The organism is Nostocoides sp. (genome assembly GCF_037045025.1).
In the GTDB taxonomy this organism is placed as follows: Bacteria; Actinomycetota; Actinomycetes; order Actinomycetales; family Dermatophilaceae; genus Nostocoides_A.
Map to the genome: position 1 here is coordinate 1 of NZ_JBAOHM010000009.1, position 18,284 is coordinate 18,284.

22 protein-coding genes and 1 pseudogene are annotated in these 18,284 nt (G+C 70.4%); 6 read left to right on the forward strand and 17 right to left on the reverse strand.

What is annotated here, in order from left to right:
• The 4 genes and pseudogenes from V9G19_RS08875 to V9G19_RS08890 form a co-directional block, all read left to right on the forward strand.
• On the forward strand, nt 1-451 hold a 451-nt coding region (locus tag V9G19_RS08875; RefSeq protein ID WP_462285126.1), incomplete at its 5' end, for an IS3 family transposase.
• Between the two features lie 402 nt (nt 452-853).
• Nucleotides 854-1,438 (forward strand): AAA family ATPase, encoded by a 585-nt coding sequence (locus tag V9G19_RS08880; protein ID WP_462285127.1) that lies wholly within the window; start codon nt 854-856, stop codon nt 1,436-1,438.
• A gap of 122 nt (nt 1,439-1,560) precedes the next feature.
• On the forward strand, nt 1,561-1,896 hold the full coding sequence (locus tag V9G19_RS08885) for a hypothetical protein (protein WP_462285128.1): 336 nt from the start codon (nt 1,561-1,563) through the stop codon (nt 1,894-1,896).
• An 82-nt stretch (nt 1,897-1,978) separates the two neighbouring features.
• A pseudogene (locus tag V9G19_RS08890) lies at nt 1,979-2,275 on the forward strand (helical backbone metal receptor); the annotation flags it as partial.
• Here the strand turns inward: V9G19_RS08890 and V9G19_RS08895 are convergent.
• Complete coding sequence (locus tag V9G19_RS08895) at nt 2,272-2,667, reverse strand: VOC family protein (RefSeq protein WP_462285129.1); 396 nt, start codon at nt 2,665-2,667, stop codon at nt 2,272-2,274. The pseudogene V9G19_RS08890 and the gene V9G19_RS08895 overlap by 4 nt on opposite strands.
• Before the next feature lie 189 nt (nt 2,668-2,856).
• On the opposite strand from V9G19_RS08895, the gene V9G19_RS08900 reads away from it, so the two are divergent.
• Both V9G19_RS08900 and V9G19_RS08905 read left to right on the forward strand, forming a co-directional pair.
• Nucleotides 2,857-3,963, forward strand: a complete 1,107-nt coding sequence (locus tag V9G19_RS08900; protein WP_462285130.1) for a PQQ-dependent sugar dehydrogenase — start codon at nt 2,857-2,859, stop codon at nt 3,961-3,963.
• A gap of 96 nt (nt 3,964-4,059) precedes the next feature.
• Nucleotides 4,060-5,832 (forward strand): SulP family inorganic anion transporter, encoded by a 1,773-nt coding sequence (locus V9G19_RS08905; RefSeq protein ID WP_462285131.1) that lies wholly within the window; start codon nt 4,060-4,062, stop codon nt 5,830-5,832.
• Here the strand turns inward: V9G19_RS08905 and V9G19_RS08910 are convergent.
• The 16 genes from V9G19_RS08910 to V9G19_RS08985 all read right to left on the reverse strand — a co-directional run bounded on the left by V9G19_RS08910 (nt 5,829) and on the right by V9G19_RS08985 (nt 18,277).
• On the reverse strand, nt 5,829-6,647 hold the full coding sequence (locus tag V9G19_RS08910; protein WP_462285132.1) for a methylated-DNA--[protein]-cysteine S-methyltransferase: 819 nt from the start codon (nt 6,645-6,647) through the stop codon (nt 5,829-5,831). The two genes, V9G19_RS08905 and V9G19_RS08910, sit on opposite strands and share 4 nt — an antisense overlap.
• On the reverse strand, nt 6,644-7,159 hold the full coding sequence (locus V9G19_RS08915; RefSeq protein ID WP_462285439.1) for an RNA polymerase sigma factor: 516 nt from the start codon (nt 7,157-7,159) through the stop codon (nt 6,644-6,646). Before V9G19_RS08915 ends, V9G19_RS08910 begins: the two co-directional genes overlap by 4 nt.
• On the reverse strand, nt 7,159-7,905 hold the full coding sequence (locus tag V9G19_RS08920) for a (2Fe-2S)-binding protein (RefSeq protein ID WP_462285133.1): 747 nt from the start codon (nt 7,903-7,905) through the stop codon (nt 7,159-7,161). The genes V9G19_RS08915 and V9G19_RS08920 overlap by 1 nt, the downstream gene beginning before the upstream one ends.
• Before the next feature lie 168 nt (nt 7,906-8,073).
• On the reverse strand, nt 8,074-8,517 hold the full coding sequence (locus V9G19_RS08925; protein WP_462285134.1) for a hypothetical protein: 444 nt from the start codon (nt 8,515-8,517) through the stop codon (nt 8,074-8,076).
• On the reverse strand, nt 8,517-8,897 hold the full coding sequence (locus tag V9G19_RS08930) for a transposase (RefSeq protein WP_462285135.1): 381 nt from the start codon (nt 8,895-8,897) through the stop codon (nt 8,517-8,519). The genes V9G19_RS08925 and V9G19_RS08930 overlap by 1 nt, the downstream gene beginning before the upstream one ends.
• Before the next feature lie 141 nt (nt 8,898-9,038).
• The gene (locus V9G19_RS08935; RefSeq protein ID WP_462285136.1) at nt 9,039-9,335 is read right to left on the reverse strand and encodes a transposase; all 297 of its coding nucleotides are present in this window, start codon (nt 9,333-9,335) and stop codon (nt 9,039-9,041) included.
• Nucleotides 9,220-10,116, reverse strand: a complete 897-nt coding sequence (locus V9G19_RS08940; protein WP_462285440.1) for an ISAs1 family transposase — start codon at nt 10,114-10,116, stop codon at nt 9,220-9,222. The genes V9G19_RS08935 and V9G19_RS08940 overlap by 116 nt, the downstream gene beginning before the upstream one ends.
• Before the next feature lie 296 nt (nt 10,117-10,412).
• A complete protein-coding gene (locus tag V9G19_RS08945; RefSeq protein ID WP_462285137.1) occupies nt 10,413-11,432 on the reverse strand; it encodes an HNH endonuclease in 1,020 nt (339 codons plus the stop codon).
• Nucleotides 11,414-12,715, reverse strand: a complete 1,302-nt coding sequence (locus tag V9G19_RS08950) for a DUF222 domain-containing protein (RefSeq protein WP_462285138.1) — start codon at nt 12,713-12,715, stop codon at nt 11,414-11,416. Before V9G19_RS08950 ends, V9G19_RS08945 begins: the two co-directional genes overlap by 19 nt.
• 219 nt (nt 12,716-12,934) lie before the next feature.
• Nucleotides 12,935-13,351, reverse strand: coding sequence for a hypothetical protein (locus V9G19_RS08955; RefSeq protein ID WP_462285139.1), 417 nt, complete (start codon nt 13,349-13,351; stop codon nt 12,935-12,937).
• 203 nt (nt 13,352-13,554) lie between these two features.
• On the reverse strand, nt 13,555-14,205 hold the full coding sequence (locus V9G19_RS08960) for a nucleotidyltransferase domain-containing protein (protein ID WP_462285140.1): 651 nt from the start codon (nt 14,203-14,205) through the stop codon (nt 13,555-13,557).
• Nucleotides 14,206-14,486: 281 nt separating this feature from the next.
• Nucleotides 14,487-15,212 (reverse strand): radical SAM protein, encoded by a 726-nt coding sequence (locus tag V9G19_RS08965; protein WP_462285441.1) that lies wholly within the window; start codon nt 15,210-15,212, stop codon nt 14,487-14,489.
• Nucleotides 15,098-15,598, reverse strand: a complete 501-nt coding sequence (locus tag V9G19_RS08970; protein ID WP_462285456.1) for a hypothetical protein — start codon at nt 15,596-15,598, stop codon at nt 15,098-15,100. Before V9G19_RS08970 ends, V9G19_RS08965 begins: the two co-directional genes overlap by 115 nt.
• Nucleotides 15,580-16,887 (reverse strand): RNA polymerase sigma factor, encoded by a 1,308-nt coding sequence (locus V9G19_RS08975; protein ID WP_462285141.1) that lies wholly within the window; start codon nt 16,885-16,887, stop codon nt 15,580-15,582. Before V9G19_RS08975 ends, V9G19_RS08970 begins: the two co-directional genes overlap by 19 nt.
• Complete coding sequence (locus tag V9G19_RS08980) at nt 16,871-17,260, reverse strand: YciI family protein (protein ID WP_462285142.1); 390 nt, start codon at nt 17,258-17,260, stop codon at nt 16,871-16,873. Before V9G19_RS08980 ends, V9G19_RS08975 begins: the two co-directional genes overlap by 17 nt.
• A gap of 60 nt (nt 17,261-17,320) precedes the next feature.
• A complete protein-coding gene (locus V9G19_RS08985; RefSeq protein ID WP_462285143.1) occupies nt 17,321-18,277 on the reverse strand; it encodes a ketopantoate reductase family protein in 957 nt (318 codons plus the stop codon).
• Between the last annotated feature and the right edge of the window lie 7 nt (nt 18,278-18,284).

Genomic DNA, 18,284 nt, shown 5'->3' on the forward strand with positions numbered 1-18,284 from the left:
CTGGTTGTATCTGGCGTTGGTCATCGATTGTTTCTCCCGCGCTATTATCGGGTGGGCCATGGCCGATCACTACCGGACCGAGTTGATCACCGACGCCATTCAGATGGCCGCCCGGAACGTCAAGCTGCCGGCCGGCGCGGTGTTTCATTCGGACCGGGGCAGTAATTATACGTCCGACGAGTACGGCCGCGTGTTGGGCGAGTTGGGGATTTCCCGGTCCGTGGGTCGGACCGGGATCTGCTACGACAATGCCCTGGCCGGGTCCACCAATGGGGCGATCAAGGTCGAGTTAGTCAACCGGGAGAAGTGGCCGACCCGGAAATCAGCGTCCGCGGCTATTGCGGCGTACATCGAAATCTACTATAATCATCAAAGGATCCACTCCGGACTGGGATACCAGACCCCGCGGGAAATGTTGGACGGGTACCAAAACCACCGGCCAGCAGCCTGAGAACCAAAGTCACCGACTCCGAAAACAGTCCGGCACCCCACACCTTGACATCCCCGCCGACCCCTCACCGCGCACCTCCGGCCGCCAACCGGTGGACCAGCGACCCCCTCCTTGCGGCCCGGCGACGCCTCGACGCACCCACCATCACCGCTCACCACGACAGCATCGGCAAGCAGCTGCCTCGCGCCCCGCAGGTGGCTCTCGCTGGTCAGCCCATGCCGAGAGGCACAACGACGCCCGGGCGCCGCGGCGCCCCGCCGTGACTTCTCCTAAGCTGCCCGTCCAGCGCGGCCAAGCATTGAGCGAACACCCAACCACATAAGTCCCTATAAACCGGATGTCTTTATAAGGACTTATGTGGTCGTGGACAGTCCGCACCGCCCGGGTGTGGGCGCTCGGCCGATGATGTTCGCCGGCCGTGGCGCACAGGTGCAACGCGCTGAGCGGATGCTGGCCGCGGTGGCGAACTCGGGCGCGGCCGCGCCGGCGCCGATGGTCATCACCGGGCCGCGTGGCGTCGGGAAAACGGTGCTGCTGCAGGTGATCCGGGACGAGGCGGTGCGTCGCGGGTTTGAGACGGCCGTGATTCTGTTCGACACCCGCGAATGGCAATCATCGGGCGCTGGCGTCCGCGGTCGCGGACGCGTCGCGGTGTTCATCGACGAGGTGCATGAAGCGCCCGTCGACGATCTGCGCACGGTGGCCACGGCCGTGCAGGACCTCATCCAAACCCCGCGGACCCCGCTGGTGGTGTTCCTGGCCGGCCTTCCTGAGACCCCCGAGGTGCTGATCAGCGCCAACTCGTTCGCCGAGAGGTTCGACTACCTGCCAGTTCCCCGGCTCACCGTCGACGCGGCCCATCGCGTGCTCCTCGACCCGGCGCTCGACCTGGGCGTGCGGTGGGCGCCGCCGGCACTGCAGGAGGTGGTGACCGTCGCAGCCGGGAACCCGTTCATGCTGCAAAGCTCGGGCATGAGTCGTGGCTAGCCCGCTCCCCCGATCAAGCGCGCGACGTTATCGGCCTGCAGGACGTGCACGCCGCGCAGGCGGCAACAGCTGCCAGCCTCGCCGGCGGGATGTTTCGGGGGCGGTGGGCCAAAGCCAGCCCCATGGAACAAGCCCTCCTGAGCGGGATGGCGACCGTCGCCGGACCCGACGGGATGGTCACCACCAGTGACCTGGTGGCTGCCACGGGGCGCAGCACGCCGCAGTGGAGCCTGGCCCGGCGCAGCCTGATCGACAAAGGCCTGATCGAATCCAACGGCCGAGGAACACTGCGGTTCACCATGCCCACCTTCGCGGAGTTCGTGCGCGAGATCACCGGCATCGACCACCTCGGCCCCGGGCTGCCCGCGGCCGCCACTCCCCCGCCCTGCCCGGCCACACCGCGACGCCCTCCGCCCGCCGGCCCCAACAGCCAGACACCGCAGCCGCCGACCCACTAATTCTTCGTCGCCCGCATCTCCGGGTCCCGCTGCCCCGCCGCGTTCTGCCCCCGCAAGCGGGAGGTGCCCCCAGCAGCAGGAGAACCGGGAGCTGGACGTCGAACGGCTGCGGGGCCGCGGCATACCGGTATGGGTGACCGACATCGTCGACGTGCCGAGCGCGTTGGCCTCGATGAGGCGGTTGTTCGCGGTGCTGACGCCCGAGGTGACACCCAAGTGGCTCGACGAGTCGAGGCCTGGCGAGTCTACGCCGACGACGGCGCGCTCATGTGAGGAACGGCTGATCGGCTCGCCCAGCGAGGTCGAGAGGAGTGTGTCGGTACGCCCATTGGCGAAACCGTGCCGAGAGGCTCCTCTCGACGCCGGGCTCGGTGGCTAGGCGGCGTCCGGGTCGGGTTGGTGGATGCCGAAGGTGTTGCCCTCGGTGTCGAGGTAGTAGCCCTGCCACGCCATACCCGGGATTGCCATCTTGGGCAGGGCGACCCGGCCACCCGCGCCGAGGATGGCGGCGTCGGCGGCGTCGTAGTCCGCGACCCCGACCGTGCACACATAGGCGGTCACGCCGAATCCCGGTCCCGGGTTCTCGGCCGGACGCGGCAACAGCCCGCCGTTGATCCCCGGTTCCTCGTCGGATCCGGTGATCACCCCGAAGTAGGGGGCGTCGACGGCCGCGCTGTAGTCCGGGAAGGTCCATCCGAACACCGTGCCGTAGAACGTTTTCGCGCGCTCGAGATCGTCCGCTTGGATCTCGAAGTGGATGACTCGTCCCATGCCTGCCTCCAGCGCGCTCGGTTCCACGGATCGGGGACCATCGGACCACATTGGGCGCTGACCGCCAAGCTGAATGCTCAAGGATCGACATCCGTGCCGGTCACTGCTAGGAACAGGGGTATGCGCGCGCGTGGACTGTCGTTGGCCGTTGTCACTGCTCTCGGAGTGGGCCTAGCTGGTGCCCCGGGGGTGAGTTCCGCGCAGGGGGGCGCGGCCAGCGGCGCCCGCACGGTCCCGAGCCTGACCGTGACCGAGCTGCGCAGCGGGCTGAACATCCCGTGGGACATCGCGTTCGTCGACTCGACCCACTACTTGCTCACCGAGCGCTCGGGGAAGATCTCGTATGGCGATCGCACGACCGGCTCGCTGACCCAGGTGAGCGCGAACCAAAGCGACGTCCCGGCCGCGGGCGAGGGCGGGCTGCTCGGCCTGGCCGTCGATCCCGCGTTTGCGAGCAACCGCCGGTTCTATACCTGCCAAACCAACGGCCCGGCCAACGACAACCGGGTGGTCCGCTGGACACTGGCTGCGGGCGGGGTCAGCGCAGTCCGCGCCGGCGCCCCCGTGGTCAAAGGCATCCCGCGCGGAACCATCCACAACGGCTGCCGCGTCCTCTTCGGCCCCGGCGGCAAGCTGTTCGTCAGCACCGGCGACGCGGCGACGGGCCGGGCGCCGCAGAGCCTGACCAACCTCGGCGGCAAGATCTTGCGGGTCAACAAGGACGGCACCATCCCGCGGGACAACCCGTGGCCGAATGCGGCCGACCCCAAGCGGCGCTATGTGTGGAACTACGGCCACCGCAATCCGCAGGGCTTGGCCTGGCGCCCCGGCACGACCCAGCTGTGGAACTCCGAGCACGGCCCCGACCGCGACGACGAGGTCAACCTCGTGCTCAAGGCCCGCAACTACGGGTGGAACCCGGTGCGCAACGCGAGCGACCCGAGCTACTACCAACAGGTCCCGATGACCGACCTGGCCGAGTTCCCCAATGCCGTTGCGGCCAAGTGGTCTTCGGGCGTTCCGACGCTCGCGACCTCCGGTATGACGTTCATCAGTGGCGCGTCGTGGGGCGACTACAACGGGGTTGCTTTCGTCGCTCAGCTCAAGGGCTCGGGCGTGCTGGCCCTCTGGCTGGACGCGGCGGGAACCGTGCTGTCGACCGCGGAGGTCCCCGAGCTGAACGACACCTATGGGCGCCTGCGCACCGTCCGGATGGGACCCGACGGCGCGCTCTATGTGCTGACGTCCAATGGCGCCTCCGCCGACAAGATTCTGCGGGTGACACCGAACCCGTGACCCCGAATCCGTGACACCCAACCCGTGACACCCAACCCGATGTGAGGCTGCGCCTGGCCGTTCATCCGCTGGCCTCGTGGGGTTTACCGTTGATTCATGTCGTCGCCGACGCCCCCGCGGTCCGCGATGGTTGCCCGGATCGCGCCGGGGGTGGCGGTGTTGCGGGGCTATCGCCGCGAGTGGCTGCGCGGCGACATCCTCGGTGGGGTGACGGTCGCGGCATACCTCATCCCGCAGGTGATGGCCTATGCCGAGGTCGCCGGCCTGCCGGCGATTGCCGGGCTGTGGGCGGTCGTGCCGCCGCTGCTCGTCTATGCCCTGCTCGGCTCCTCGCGCGTGCTCTCCGTCGGCCCGGAGTCGACGACCGCACTGATGACCGCGCTCGCGGTGGCGCCGCTGGCGGCGGGTGATCCGGCGCGCTTCGCGGCGCTCGCCTCGGTCCTCGCGGTTATCGCCGGCCTGATCTGCATCACCGGGTTCGTGCTGCGGCTGGGATTCATCGCGGGCCTGTTGTCCCGCCCGGTGCTCGTCGGCTATATGGCCGGCGTGGCCGTGTTGATGATCGTCAGCCAACTCGGCAGGGCCACCGGGATGCACGTCGAGGGCGAGACGGTCCTCGCCAAGATCTCGTATGGCGCCGGCCACCTCGCCGAGGTCCATCTCCCGACGCTGCTGCTCGCCGCGAGCGTCGTGCTCGCCTTGGTCGTCATGCGCCGGTTCCTGCCCCGCTGGCCGGGGCCGCTGCTGGTCATGCTGGCCGCGGCTGCCGTCGTCAGCCTGGCCGGCCTGGCGGCGCGGGGAGTCGCCGTGGTCGGGGAGGTCCCGGCCGGGCTGCCGCGGCCGAGCCTGCCCGATCTGACCGGAATCGACTGGCGCTCGATGGTGACCGCGGCCGCCGCGGTCGCGGTCGTCGGCTACAGCGACAACGTGTTGACCGCGCGCGCTTTTGCCGCCAAGCGGGGCGAGACCATCGACGCCAACCAGGAGCTGCTCGCCCTTGGGGCGGCCAACGTCGGCTCGGGTCTGTTCCACGGGTTTCCTGTGTCCAGCAGCGGGTCGCGCACCGTCCTCGGCGATTCGATGGGCGCCAAGACCCAGGGCTACTCGCTGGTGGCGTTCGTCATGATCATCGCGACGATGTACCTCTTCGGGCCGATCCTGGCGGCCTTCCCCGCCGCCGCGCTCGGCGGAGTGGTCGTCTATGCCGCGCTGCGGCTGATCGACGTCGCCGAGTTCCGCCGACTGGCGAGATTCCGCGTGGCCGAGCTGGCCTTGGCGCTGACGACGACCGCGTCGGTCGTGCTCTTCGACGTGCTCACCGGGATCGCGGTCGCCGTCGTGCTGTCGGTGCTCGACCTCCTGCGCCGCATCGCCGACCCGCACGACGCCGTGCTCGGCTATGTGCCCGGGCTGGCGGGGATGCACGACATCGACGACTATCCGCACGTCCATCAGGTGCCGGGTCTGGTCGTCTATCGCTATGACGCGCCGATCTTCTTCGCCAACGCCGAGAACTTCCGACGTCGCGCACTGGGTGCCATTGCCGCGGCCGAGCAGCCCGTGCACTGGTTCGTGCTCAACTCCGAGGCCAATGTCACGCTCGACCTGACCGCGATTGATGTCCTGGGGGAGTTGCGCGTCGAGCTGGACTCGCGCGGCATCGTCTTGGCCCTGGCGCGCGTCAAACAGGACGAGATGGACCAGCTGGTCGCCTCCGGATTCGATGTCGCCGTCGGCCGCAGCCGGATCTATCCGACCCTGCCGACCGCCGTGCAGGCCTACGGACGCTGGTATCGGCGCACCTTCGGCGATGGCGCCGACTGGCTCGATCAGCTCCCCAAGCCCCCGGCCTCCCCGCACCTGTCCTAGCGGTTCCGGCGCCCCAACGATTGCTCGGTGTCCCCAGAATGCTCGCCTCGGCGGTGGTTTGCCTCCAGGGCGAGCAGGGAGCGCTTGGCGTCGAGGCCGCCGGCATAGCCGCCGAGGGAGCCGTCGGCGCGCACCACCCGGTGGCAGGGGACGACGATCGGCAGCGGGTTGGCGCCGCAGGCCGTACCGACGGCCCGGACGGCCGCCGCGTTGCCGGCTCGCCGGGCCAACTCGGCATAGCTGATCGTTTCGCCATACCGGATGGCCGGCAGGAGGGACTGCACAAGCGCGCGGAAGCCGTGCGACAGGGCGTGGTCGAGGGGCAGATCGAAGCCAATCGCCCGGCCCGCGAAATAGGCGTCGAGCTGCCGGGCAGCGTCGTCGAGGGCGCCGGTGGAGTGGAGGATCCGGGGGCTGAGGCGCGTGCTGAGGTCGGCGAGGACATCCTCGTGCCGCTGGCCCGCAAATGCGATGCGTACCAGCCCCCGCCGCGTGCGGGCCACCAGCAACGGACCGACCGGGGAATCCAGCGTCCGATAGGCGACGTCGAGCAGGCCGGCCGCCGTCGCGTCGGCTTCCAGGCGGTGGTGCAAGCCCGCAAGCCTGGTGTCCTCGCCGGCTGCGGTAACGGTGTGCGTGGCGGTGATGGCATCCAGCAGGGCGGCGTCGAGGGCGTCCACCTCGTCGAGTGTCGGGGCGTCGAGTGTCGGGGCATCGAGTGTCGGGGCGTCGAGCGGGACGGCGGGTGCGCCTCCCGACTCCCGTGTGGGGGCGTCGGTCTCGAGGTTTCGGGTGTGGTCCGAGGTGGTGGTCATCGGTTGCTTCCTTCCTGGAGGAATCCTTGGGTGCGTAGTCGGTTCAGCCCGTCCGCTGCCGCGCGACGGGCGGCGGCGGCGGTGCCGCCGGTGATTTCGGCGATGCCGGCGTAGTCGAGGCCACCGAGATAGCGGTAGGCGATCACCTCGCGCTGGCGGCGGGGCAGGGCGGCGACCGCGCGCCATACGGACGTGTCGGTGGGGTCGGTCTCGGGCGCTGCCCGATCGGGGGGCACGGCCACCGGCACCGCGTGCCGGGCGCGGGCGCGGGTGATGTCGATGGCCTTGCGGTGGGCGATGGTGACCAGCCAGGCCTGGGTGTTGGCGTCGGCTGGCAGGTCCGGATAGGCCCGCAAGGCGGCGAGAAAGGTCTCCGACCAGGCGTCGTCGGCGTCGGTGTGCGAGCCGAGCACGGCCCGGCATACCCGCAACACCGTCGGCCCGTGCCGGGAGACGATCTGCTCGAAGGGTGTCTTCGGGCTGGCGGCGGAGATCCTGGTCGGGGGTGTCATCACTCGGTAGACGTGCGGCGGGCCGGATGTGTGAGGACACAGTCGCCGCAGTAGCCGAGGTCGGCGCGATAGGCCAGGCAACAGCTGCGCCGACGGAAGCCAGAGCCATAGGGTCCGGGCTCACCGGCCAGGCGCGGGTCGCCGGTGGCCGCGGCGAGGTGGCGGACGATCGCTTCGCGATCGTTCGGGGCGTGCAGGGCGAGCAGGACTGCCGCGGTGTTGATCCCGGAGGCGACATTGCCCCACAGGACTCGCCTCGAGGTGCCCGTATGCCGCCGCACAACGTCGGTGACGAGCGCGGCGCTCTCGAGCCAGCCGAGCGCCGCCGGGCGGCTGGTCCCGTTTGCTGGGCGGCTGGCTCGGTCCGCTGGGCGGCTGGCTCGGTCCGCGGGGCGGCTGGCTCGGTCCGCTGGGCGGCTGCTCGCGACCGACAGCGGCACCGGGTCACGGCTGCCGGGTTGCCACCAACAGTCGTCCGGCCCCAGCCGCCCGCTTGCCGACACCGCGGCCGCCAGCCCGGCCGCCGCCAGCCGGGCGACCAGCCCGAGGTGCACCGTGGACGCGGCAACCCGCAGCTCGACCTCCTGGCAGGCAACACCGCGGAGGTGCTGGCGCACCTCGGCGATCCGGGCGAGCAGGGGCTGCGGATCGTCGGCGAGATCGGCAAGGCGCAGCCACGGGGTTGGCGCGTGGCTGTGCTCCGCGTGCTGCTCGGCCGCGAAGAACCCACTCGGCCCGCTCGCCATCTGCCCTCCCGCGTCCGGCTCGTCCCGGCTCGTCCGGCTCGTCTTGGGTCCGCCCAGCTCGTGCAACTGCTGCTAGACCCTATGGGGGTTGGCGAGTGTTCCGGGTGTTCGGTCTCGGCAAGGTTCCATTCGCCGGCGCGGGTGATTGTCTGCCATCGCTTGTCGGTGTCAACGTCGTTCATGCTCACTGCGCTGCGCGTGCTCCACGTTGACCCTCTGGCGCGTTGGCAGGTTTGGCCCGGGTCCGGTGAATGGATGATCTTGTGGGGGTTGTGGCCGGAGCCTCGCGTATGCCACAACTCGGGGATCACCTGGCCAGAAGGGGTCGGCGAACCGGTCGCTGGTCAACACATCGATCACCTTGGTGGTCCCGGCCGCCTCGGAGGCACCGAATCCGGTGTCGGCGAACCGGTCGCTGGTCAACACATCGATCACCTCCTGGATCTCCTCCGGGCTCAGCGCCGCGGGCTGGCTGCCACCGCCGGGCTTGCGCCCCGGCCCGTGCACCCGCGCTCCCCGGGCCCGGTACACACTGGCCCGGGACAGCCCCAACAGGGCGCACGCCGACGTGGTACTGGTGTGCTGCTCAACCTGTTCCAACGCCTGGTTCATCACCTGGGCGACCTGGTCGCGGGCTCCTGCCGATCGGAGATCATCTGCAAGAGCCTGGAGGCTTTTCCCACGATGTCCAGCACTGCCTTGGTCGAGTCCAGCTCAGCGGTCAACGCCTCGACCTGGGCTTGCAACCGCTCGTTCTCCCGCTGCGCGACGAGCAGCGTCTGAGCGGGTGGCGTGGCTCCCGACGGGGACAGCCGGCCGGCGTCGCGCGCCGTGCGCCACTTGCCGATATGGGAGTCGTACAGGCCCTCACGGCGCAGCAGAGCACCCCGGGCACCGGGGTCGGTCGCGGAGTCGTACTCGGCCACCATCCGCAGCTTGTCCTCATTGGTGAACGTACGTCGTTGCGCTCGGCTTCTCCCGGCAGAAGCCATGTCAGCAGAAGTCATAGTCATGAGAGAATCTCGATCTCTCGCCCCGTCAAAGGACATACTCCCCGATCAATCGGGGCGTCTCACCGAAGCCTGACAGACAGGGGAGGCCAAGGCTTCGCAGGGTCCCGGAAAGGTCGTATCTCACCAGGTCAGCGCGCATGTGATGGCTCGTTCTGGGTTGCGTGAGTGATGCCTGGTCGCGGCTGCGATGTTGGAGCGGCCGGTCAGCCTCAGGATGCTGATCGCGGTGTTCGTAAGGCTGGCCATGATGCGGGGCAAGACGCCGGTGCGGACCTGGGAGCGGTCCTCGTCGAAGGTGGCATCACGCACCCAATGGACGCGGTTCTCGATTCCCCAATGGCCCTGCACCCACGCGGCCAGGGTGGCCGGTTGTGCGTCGTGATGGCTGGCGGAGGTGATGAGGTAGACCACCTCCACGGACTTCTTCCCGTTCTTGGTGACGGTCCTGCGTAGTTGCGCGACCTGGGCGACACCCGACGAACTCGGGCCAGTCCGGCAGCATCGGTAGGTCGATGACCTTGATGGTCCGGGTCGCACGACGGCCGTGACCGAGTTGGGTCGTCCGCGAGCCGACGGGGACCTTGTTCCAGGGCAGCTTCTTCAACGCGCTCAGGAGCGTGGGGCGGTTGGCTTTGACAGTGAACACGTAGTCCGCGCCCGCGTCGAGGATGGTCGCGGCGGTGTCGTCTTGGGTGTGCATCGCATCCACGGTGATCACGCATCCGCGCAGGTCACAGGGATCGAAGCCGGTCAGCAGGTCGCGCACGGCGGGGATCTCATTGGACTTCGCCTCGACCTGATTCTGGCCCAGGACGACGCCGGTGGCGTGGTCGAGCGCGGCGATCAAGTGCGGCGCGGTCCTCTCTGAGTTTGGCAGCCTGATTTGGCCCCACTGTGACGGCTTGAACTGGCCCCACCTGTGTGTCTGTGCGGCGGCGTCGAGACGGGCGAAGAGCTTGCGTAGCGTGGACTCCACCGGTGCCTTGCCGAGCCCGAGCCGACCGAGTTGCACGGTGTCGAGGTCGGCGGCGAACTCACCGATCGCGGCGAACGACTTCGCGCCCGCCAGGACCGCGGACACCGCGACCGCGAGCATTCCGACGAGTGGGAAGCGAACACCTCGCGGGTCGCGAGGATCAGGGACGCGGGCAAGGACAGTGAGCAGATCGGCGCGTACATCGGCGTTCGCGTCGACCATTGGGGACGATGGCATCGACGGGTGGGGCTCTCGGGCTGGAGTGGCTGTGTAGTAACTCCAATCCAAGCCCCACGAGCCCCATCCGTCACACGTGCCACGCCGTCACCCGGCCACGGTTTTCCCAGGTCACAGGCCCATCGACCGACCTTTCCGGAGCCCTGCAAGGCTTCGGCCCCGAAAGAACTCGGTGAGTCGCCGTTGTTTGCCGGCGGGTCACGCCGGGTAAGAGAGGTCGGTTCTGGCTGTCAGGCTGGTGGGGCCGGGGTTGGGCGGCGCCTCACGCCGGTCAGGGCCGGTCAGGTGGGGCGGTGTCCCCAGCCGAGGGCCGGCGGTGGGATGGAGAGGTAGGTGTGGCCGGTGGGGGTGGTGATCGCGGTGATGTGGGTGCGGGGCCTGGCGTTGCGGGCGATGTGGGTGTTGCGGTCGGTCTCGGGTCCGGCGGCGTAGGCGGCGATCTCGGCGCGGGTCAGGACGCGGGTGGTGAACCCGGGGAGGTCTTTGGTGTAGTTGCAGCCGGCGGACAGGCCTTGCCCGTTCTGGTAGCTGGTGGGCCCGCCCTTCGCGGCGGGGACGGCGTGGTCAGCGTGGCGGATGGGGGCATCGCAGTGGGGCATGCGGCAGCGATCGTCGCGCAGGATGAGCAGGGAGCGCAGCAGGGGTGGGAAGAGGCGGGCGGCGGATTCGAGGGCGATCAGGTCGCGCCGGTCGGGGCTGGTGAACGCCCGCCGCAGGGACGCCGCGGCGGGGTGTTCGCCGGGGCCCGGCGGACCGCAGTGGTTGTCGGGGGTGTCGGTGTCGGTGTCGGGGGTGTCGCAGCCGCAGAGGAGCCATTCGCGGGCGAGGGCGGCGGGGATGGTGCCGTGGCCGAGGATGCGGACGGGGTCGGCGGCGCCGGCGCAGCGGCTGCCCTCGCCGGGGCGGTGCCAGGCAGGCTCGGTGGGTGGGTGCTGGTCCGTCGGGGTTGGCGGCTCGCCCGCCGGGGCTTCGGTGATGGGGTCGGACTCGGTGGCGGGGTGGCTGTCGGGATGCGTGTCGGCGGGGTCAGGGGGCCGCTGGTCGGCGAGGACGCCAGCGGGGTCGGTGTCGTCGGGATCGGCGGCCTTGTCCGGGTCGCCGCGATCGTCACCGGGGGATGGCGCGGGCGCGGCGGGTGCCGCTGGGGCCGCTGGGGCCGGCCGGCTGGGTCCTGCTGCCCGCACGGGTGTCGGCGGGCTCGGCGCCGTCATCGTTCGGCTCGCCGTGGGTGTCAGGCTCTCCAGGCGACGGCTGGTCGGCGGGCTCGCCGTCGTCGGTGGGGTCAGCGTCGGCGGTGGCATCGCCGGGAACCGTCTCGGCCGGCGAGCCGGCAGCAGGCTCGGACTCGGGCTCGGCAGCGTCGGCTTCGGCGGGCCAAGGTTCGGGTTCGCCGGCGCCGGCGTCGTCGCCAGTGCGGGTGTCGGCGGTCTCGGTCGCGCCGCTGTCGCTGCCGGTGGTTTCGGTGGCACGGCTGTCGGCGGTGCTGTCGCTGCCGGTGGTGTCGGGAGCGCCGGTGGTGTCGGTGTCGGTGTGTGTCGGTGGTGTCACTGGGGGCGGTGGGGGTGAATAGGTCGCCCAGGTCGTTGAGGTTCTTGCCGTACAGGTTGTCGGGGGTCATCACCAGGGTGACCGCGGCCGGGGGGAACTGCCCGGACGCCAGCCCAGACAGCCGCGCGATGGCGGTGTCGGCCAGCACCTGCGAATAGGTCCGCTCCCCCGCCGGGTCATCCGGGTCGGCGCCGGCGAGCACGCCGGTGGCGTGCCGGTGCAAACACGCGTACGCGGACACGATCCGCGGCAACGTGTCCAAGAGGGTCAGGTAGGCCATCCCGTCCGGCGCCGGCCGGGTCCACGCTCCCCGGGAGGAGACCGCTTTGGCGTGCCTGGCCAGGACGGCGTCCGGGTCGAGCCGGGCGGCGACCTGGGCGGCGGCGGCCCGCGCCTGCGCCAGGGTCAACACCGGCAACCGCTCCCCGAGCTCGGCGTCCAGGAGGCGCTGGTCGTCCTCGGACAACCCGGCGGCTTCGGCGCAGACCGCGCCCGCGACCGCCGGGGAGATCAGGCCCGCGGTCAGGGCGGCCAGGGTGTGCGGTAACACGCTGGTCAACGCCCGCGACTGGGACAGCTGCGCCTGCGCCGCCGACGGGCTACACCCGCGGGCCAGCGCGAGTTGCGGGGTGATTCCCCGCCCCGCCGCCCGCGGCGAGAGCCCGCGGGCGTGCGCGTCGGCGGTATGGGTGTCGGCGAACGCGACGCTCACTCGCGCCTGGGCCGCCGCCAGGGCCGCTTTGAGGCGTTCACACACGCTCAACACCTCGATCCGCTCCCCCTGCCCCGCGTCCTGGGCCAGGCCGTCGACCTCGGCCAACGCGTCGGTGATCGCGGTCAGCCAGGCCACCTGATCGCTCGCCCGCTGTGGTGCCCCCACCAGCTCCGCGAACCGCGACCCGCACTCATCCCCACCCTCGCCGCCGCCGGGGTCGCCGCCGCGGCCGCGGCGGGGGAACTGGGCGGCCTCGTAGTCCTCCATGTCCGCGCGGATCTGGGCGAAGAACGCGGCCTCCTCGGCCGCGTCGGCGAACATCGGCTCCTCATCCCCGCGTTGCAGCAGCGCCAGCTCTTCCTCCGGACTCAGCTGACCGGCCAGCCCGTCACAGTCATCAAAGAAGTCGTTCGACGACCGTGGCGACCGTGGCGAGGCAACCGCCATCGTCCCCGGGGGTTCCGGGGGTGGTGGGTAGGATCGCCGTCATGCCACAATTGTACTATATTACCTGTCGGTAGACAAGAACAAATGGAGGAATTATCGCTGTGGGGACGGGTCTTTTGGTTGCGTGCCGCGGCTGCTTGGCCGTTCGATGTTGCTGGGGGGTGGGGCCTTTGGTTGGTGGCGGGGGAGGCTGCGATCTGGTGAGGATGTCTGGCTGGGCTTGGCGGGTTGGGACTGTTCGGGCGACAGGACCCTCGCGGCTGCTCGCGCCCGACGCTGAGTGGCGCCCAACGCTAAGTGGCGGCCAAAGCTGGCGCCCTGCTTGGTCTTGCGGGACACCGGCCCCAACAGCGAATCAACATCGAAGTACGCCTGCGCCTCGATCCCCGCCAGCACCGGCGTGCGCTCGGCCAGCGCCACCGAGTGCGCCCGCGCAACCGAGGCAAGCTGACTGGCGTGCCCGCGGGTGAACTCCCGCACGAACTGGCCCAAGGTCGTCGGCGCATACACCTGCGCGCACAGCCGCTTGATCCCCCCGAGCGGACCACCTGCAGATCATCGATACTGTGATCGATACTATCCGCGCCTGTTCAGCCAGCGCCATCACCGGAGCCAGCCCGGCGCACGAGATCAATCCTTCTGTCCCAGAAGGCACCCCACAACCCGGCACACCGCACACGACCCGCGACTCACAACCGATCCACGGATCGAGGCTAAGAGGCGACGTCGACCATGCTCACGTCTGCCCGCAGCCGCCTGGCGGCATCGATCGCGCTCTCCAGATCCTCCCGCCGAGAATCCAACCCGGTGAAGGTGGCAACCGCGCGCGCCGCGAAGTCGGGCGGGGCGCCGCGGAGCCGGTCTGCCGCGGTCATCGCTCCCTTCTCGTTGGTCAGCCAGACCCCCGCCCGGGCGTGGATGACGTGGGCGAGCAGCAGTACGGCGCGGAAAAGGCAGCCGGCGACATAGTCGACGTCGCCCCGTGCGGCGGCCTTGGCGGCGATCTCCAGAGTGAATCCCGACTCCCACAGGCCGCCCTCAATGACCCGCTCGGCCAGCGTCGGTGGATAGCTCACCACCGCCTCCCGAGCCGCCGCCAGCCGCCCGGACGGGTCGCTGAGAATCCGCCCGGTGGCGAGCTCAGCGGCATACAAGAAGGACGGCACCCCGAGCGGATGTCCCGTCTGGTGATGCCACCCGAATCGTCCGGCGAGGGCCTCGTCGATCGACTCCTGCACCCGGGTCAGGTCACGATAGATCCAGTCGACCGGATGCCCGTCGACGCGCAGCCAGGCGCCGCCGTCGACCCACGGGCCCCCACGCCCCCAGCGGCGTGACCCGCTCCTCGGGACCGGCCACCGCACGGGCCAGCGCGGCGAGCGCGTCGAGATCGAGCGGCGCCACGTAGTACAGGCCGAGGTCGACGTCGGACGCGGGCCGTGTGCGTTCCCCGCGCCCGGCTCCCGCCGAGCACGACACCCACGATCCCGGGCACCTCGGTGAGCCGCTCGGCCGCCAACTGCGCGTCGGTGACCGGCTGGTCCGGGCCGGGCGCGGGCTGCCGCTCAATCATGCCAGCACGCTAACCCTACGTGACCCCCGTCATGCTCGGCTGCGCGCGGCCTTGCGCCGATTGGTGAACGACTCAAAGGCGGCCAGCTCCTGCGCGAGCGCCTGCTGGGCCTCCCACGAGCCGTATGCCTGCCCGCGCGCCTCCAACTCCTGAATCGCCCGCCGCAGCGGAGCGCCGATCACCCCGGGCAGCTGATGGCTCCACGGAGTGCCGGGCAGCGGCATGAAGGTGTGCGTGTGGATGCGCGCCCCCCGCGCGGCCAGGTCCCGGCACAAGGCGATCGTCGCCTCCGCATCCGCCTCGCTTTCGCCGGGCATCCCAAACAAGACATCGACATTGGCCCGGATGCCGACCCGGTTGCAGTTCTCGACTTGCCGTGAGCACGACCTGGGTGTCGTGTCCGCGGCCGGCGGCGAGCAGCATACGGTCAGAGCCGGATTGGCCACCGATGATCACATTGTTGTTGTCGCACAAGCGCTTCACGAGAGACAGCGCCTCGACACTTGCATGCTCGGGGCGAATCTCGCTGGGGAAGCTACCGAAATAGACGCGGCCATGGCTGGGCAACTCCGCACGCACAGCGAGGAGCAGCCGCTCGATCGCGTCCAGATCCGGCGTTTCGCCTTGGGCGCCATAGGACATCGACGTGGGCGTTAGGAAGCGCACGTCGGTCATGTCGAGGGTCAGCTGGCGGCGTACGTGTTCCCGCACGCTGGCGATCGAGCGGTGCCGGAAGCGCGCTTTGAAGAGGAACGGCGTCTGGCAGAATTTGCAGGCATAGATGCAGCCGCGGGTGATCTCGATCGGCCCGACGCGTCCGGCGCGCACGGAAAAGCTCGGGCAGTCATCGAGGTGGTCGAGCGGACGACCCTTCGAGGCGCGAAAGACCCGGATTCGTCCAGGCTCGCCAGCCCGGGGACGGCGGCGAGCGGTTCGCCGGCGTTGAGTGCGGCGACCAGCGCCGTCGCGCTCGTGAAGCTCGTCGAGAAGAACAACCACAGCACCACGGCCCGCCGACCGGCGCCCACGGCTCTCCCGATCAGATCGGTGAGCGGCCGCGCCCGCGTCGGCCACTCGATCACCGGGTATGCCGCCTCGTCCAGCTCCTCGATCGCCCCGAGAATCGCCGCGATGCCATAGGTCGACTTGCGGCCGTCGGCGACGATCAGCGAATGGGGCGGCACGCCTGCGAGGGTAGATCGGCGGCGGCCTTGCGGGCGAGATAGCGCTGCTCGGGGATGCTCGCGGTCAGCCGCGCCGCCAGCTCGAAGGCCGCCCGCGCCTGTTCACTCTGGCCGGCCAGCTCGAGCAGATGCCCGTGTGCCGCGTGCAGGCGATGGTTGCGGGAGAACGCCTTGTCGCGCAACAACGGCGCCAGGGCGGCCAGTCCCGCATCCGCACCGTGCGCCATACCGGTCGCCACGGCGTAGCCGATCTGCGCGGCCGGTGAAGGGCCGGCGCGCAGCAGCATCCGATAGAGGATCGTGATCTGCAGCCAGTCGGTCTCCTCCGGCGAAGGTGCCTCGGCGTGAACCGCGGCGATCGCCGCCTGCAGCTGGAACGGCCCGGTCGGCCCGCGCGGCAGCGCGGCGGTCACCAGGGCGATGCCCCGCTCGATGTCCGTATGCCGCCACAGCCGCCTGTCCTGCTCGCCGAGCGGGATCAGGTCGCCGCCGGCCGTCATGCGGGCCGCTGCTCTCGCCTCGGTGAGGAGCATCAGCGCGAGCAGGCCGGCGGTCTCGGGGTCATCGGGCGTCGCGCGGTGCAGGCGTTCGGTCAACCGCACCGCCTCGCTGGTCAGATCGCCGTCCGTCAATTGCGTTCCGCTGGAGGCGGTGTGGCCTTCGGTGAAGGCGAGATAGAGCACCTGACGCACCGCGGCGAGTCGCACGGCGAGTTCGTCCTGCGCGGGATCCGGGAAGTGGCCACCGGCCGCGCGCAGGGTCGCCTTCGCGCGGCTGATCCGCTGCGCCATCGTTGCCTCCGGCACCAGGAAGCCGGCGGCGATCTGCTTGGTCGTCAGGCCCGCGACCGCTCGCAGCGCGAGCGCCACCTGGGAGGTCGGCGGCAGCGCCGGGTGGGCGCACAAGAGCAGCATCCGGAGCGTGTCGTCCTGGCCCTGTCGAGGCTCGAACTCGGTGATCGCCGCGTCGGCGCCCGGCGCGACCCACGCGTGCATCGGCTCCCGCGCGGCGAGGTCGTCCTCGCGACGCTCCCGCGCCAGCCGGGCGCGGTCGGCGTCGATCAGCCGGCGCGCGGCGACGCGGATCAGCCAGGCCTTGGGGTCCTGCGGCATACCGTCTCGGGGCCACTGGAGTGCCGCGGCGAGCAGCGCCTCCTGGACGGCGTCCTCGCAGGCCCCGAAGTCCCCGCTGCGCCGCAGCAGCGCGGCCAGGACGGCCGGGGTGTGCACCCGCCATTGGGCGGGATCGACCCCGGTCGTCACCGCCAACGGGTCACGCGTCGTCGCCACCGGGCCACATCGTTGGCCGCAGCTCGATGATGTCGCCCGGGCAGGCGAAGGCGGCCGCGATCTCCTCGGCGCGCTCCCGGCTGGCCACGTCGATCAGGAAATAGCCGGCGAAGTGTTCCTTGGTCTCGGCATACGGGCCGTCGGAGGCGACTACGCCGCCGTCCCAGCGATAAAGGGTCGCGGCCGCGGGGTCGCCGAGCGCTTCGGCGCTGACCAGCTCGCTGGCGTCCTGCATCTGCGTCAGCAACGCCTCGAACGCGGCGCCGCCCCGCTCCCGCTCCTGCGGCGACAGCTTCTGGTATTCGGCGTTGAAGTCGCTGGTCGGGTGTCCCCAGGGCTGGGGGTTGGAGTGAATCAAGATGACGTACTTCATCGAGGTGCCTCTCGTCGGTGGCCCCGGATCAGGGCCTCGTGCGGGAGACGTCGGAGCCGATCACCGGCTCTCGACATCGGGCGCCGACACAATTGCCGCGATTGCCTCGCGCAGCCTGGGAGTCGGTATGCCGCGGGCTTCGGCCGCCCGCAGCACGGCGCCGAGGATGCTATCGAGTTCCAGCGACCGGCCCGCCTCGGCGTCGCGGAGCATCGAGGACTTGGCCCCGGGCGCAAACCGCCTGACGGCAGCGACCGTCGCGTCCGGATCGGTCTGACAGCCAGCGGCGGCAGCGACGGCGGCAATCTCGCGCACGACGGCGTTCAGCTCGTCGCGGTGCCTCGCGATCACGATGTCCCCGGAAACGCGGTGGCGCGTGGTCAGCGCGGCGAACGGGGCGAGGAAAGCCAGCTTGCGCCATAGCATCGCGTTCTCGTCGTCGGCCACACTCGCCTGCAGGCCGGCGCCGCGGAAGAGCTGCGCCAAGTGCTCGGCCCGGGCGAGGTCCGGGCCGGCGAGCTCGATATCGGCGAACGCGCTGTCGTGCACGATCTCCCCAGGCGCGACTCGGGTCGACTCGACCCGGATGGTCCCCGGGATCACCTGCTCGGCCGGGTAGCGGCGGCGCAGCGTGGCCACGTGCTCGAACCCGTTGAGGAAGGGCACGACCGAGGCGCCGCCCAGAGCCCGCGCGGGCACGCGGCCGAGCGCTTCGTCCAGCGCGGTGCCCTTGACCGTCACCAGGACGGCATCGACCGGCTCGTGTAGGACGGGCGCGGCAGAGACCGTTGCGGTGAAGTCGCCGAAGACCCCACTGCGCACGGTGATGCCGTCGGTGACGAGTTGGAATGCGCTTTCCTCCCGGGCGAGGACGAGCACGCGATGGCCCGCGCGAGCGAGCAGTGCCGCGAGCAGACCACCTACTCCGCCGGCACCCAGAACGGCGATCGTGCGCCCCGGGCCGCCCCCGTCCGCGCGCGTGCCGGTCGTGGGGGTGGTAGCGGGCTCCGTGCTCATGGCCTCA

Excerpts from the sequence above, each read along its gene's own strand:
- V9G19_RS08880 (WP_462285127.1), top strand. The coding sequence starts at position 854 with ATGATGTTCGCCGGCCGTGGCGCACAGGTGCAACGCGCTGAGCGGATG.
- V9G19_RS08885 (WP_462285128.1), top strand. The coding sequence starts at position 1,561 with ATGGAACAAGCCCTCCTGAGCGGGATGGCGACCGTCGCCGGACCCGAC.
- V9G19_RS08895 (WP_462285129.1), bottom strand. The coding sequence starts at position 2,667 with ATGGGACGAGTCATCCACTTCGAGATCCAAGCGGACGATCTCGAGCGC.
- V9G19_RS08905 (WP_462285131.1), top strand. The coding sequence starts at position 4,060 with ATGTCGTCGCCGACGCCCCCGCGGTCCGCGATGGTTGCCCGGATCGCG.
- V9G19_RS08910 (WP_462285132.1), bottom strand. The coding sequence starts at position 6,647 with ATGACCACCACCTCGGACCACACCCGAAACCTCGAGACCGACGCCCCC.
- V9G19_RS08915 (WP_462285439.1), bottom strand. The coding sequence starts at position 7,159 with ATGACACCCCCGACCAGGATCTCCGCCGCCAGCCCGAAGACACCCTTC.
- V9G19_RS08920 (WP_462285133.1), bottom strand. The coding sequence starts at position 7,905 with ATGGCGAGCGGGCCGAGTGGGTTCTTCGCGGCCGAGCAGCACGCGGAG.
- V9G19_RS08925 (WP_462285134.1), bottom strand. The coding sequence starts at position 8,517 with ATGAACCAGGCGTTGGAACAGGTTGAGCAGCACACCAGTACCACGTCG.
- V9G19_RS08930 (WP_462285135.1), bottom strand. The coding sequence starts at position 8,897 with ATGGCTTCTGCCGGGAGAAGCCGAGCGCAACGACGTACGTTCACCAAT.
- V9G19_RS08940 (WP_462285440.1), bottom strand. The coding sequence starts at position 10,116 with ATGGTCGACGCGAACGCCGATGTACGCGCCGATCTGCTCACTGTCCTT.
- V9G19_RS08945 (WP_462285137.1), bottom strand. The coding sequence starts at position 11,432 with ATGCCACCGCCGACGCTGACCCCACCGACGACGGCGAGCCCGCCGACC.
- V9G19_RS08950 (WP_462285138.1), bottom strand. The coding sequence starts at position 12,715 with ATGTTCGCCGACGCGGCCGAGGAGGCCGCGTTCTTCGCCCAGATCCGC.
- V9G19_RS08980 (WP_462285142.1), bottom strand. The coding sequence starts at position 17,260 with ATGAAGTACGTCATCTTGATTCACTCCAACCCCCAGCCCTGGGGACAC.
- V9G19_RS08985 (WP_462285143.1), bottom strand. The coding sequence starts at position 18,277 with ATGAGCACGGAGCCCGCTACCACCCCCACGACCGGCACGCGCGCGGAC.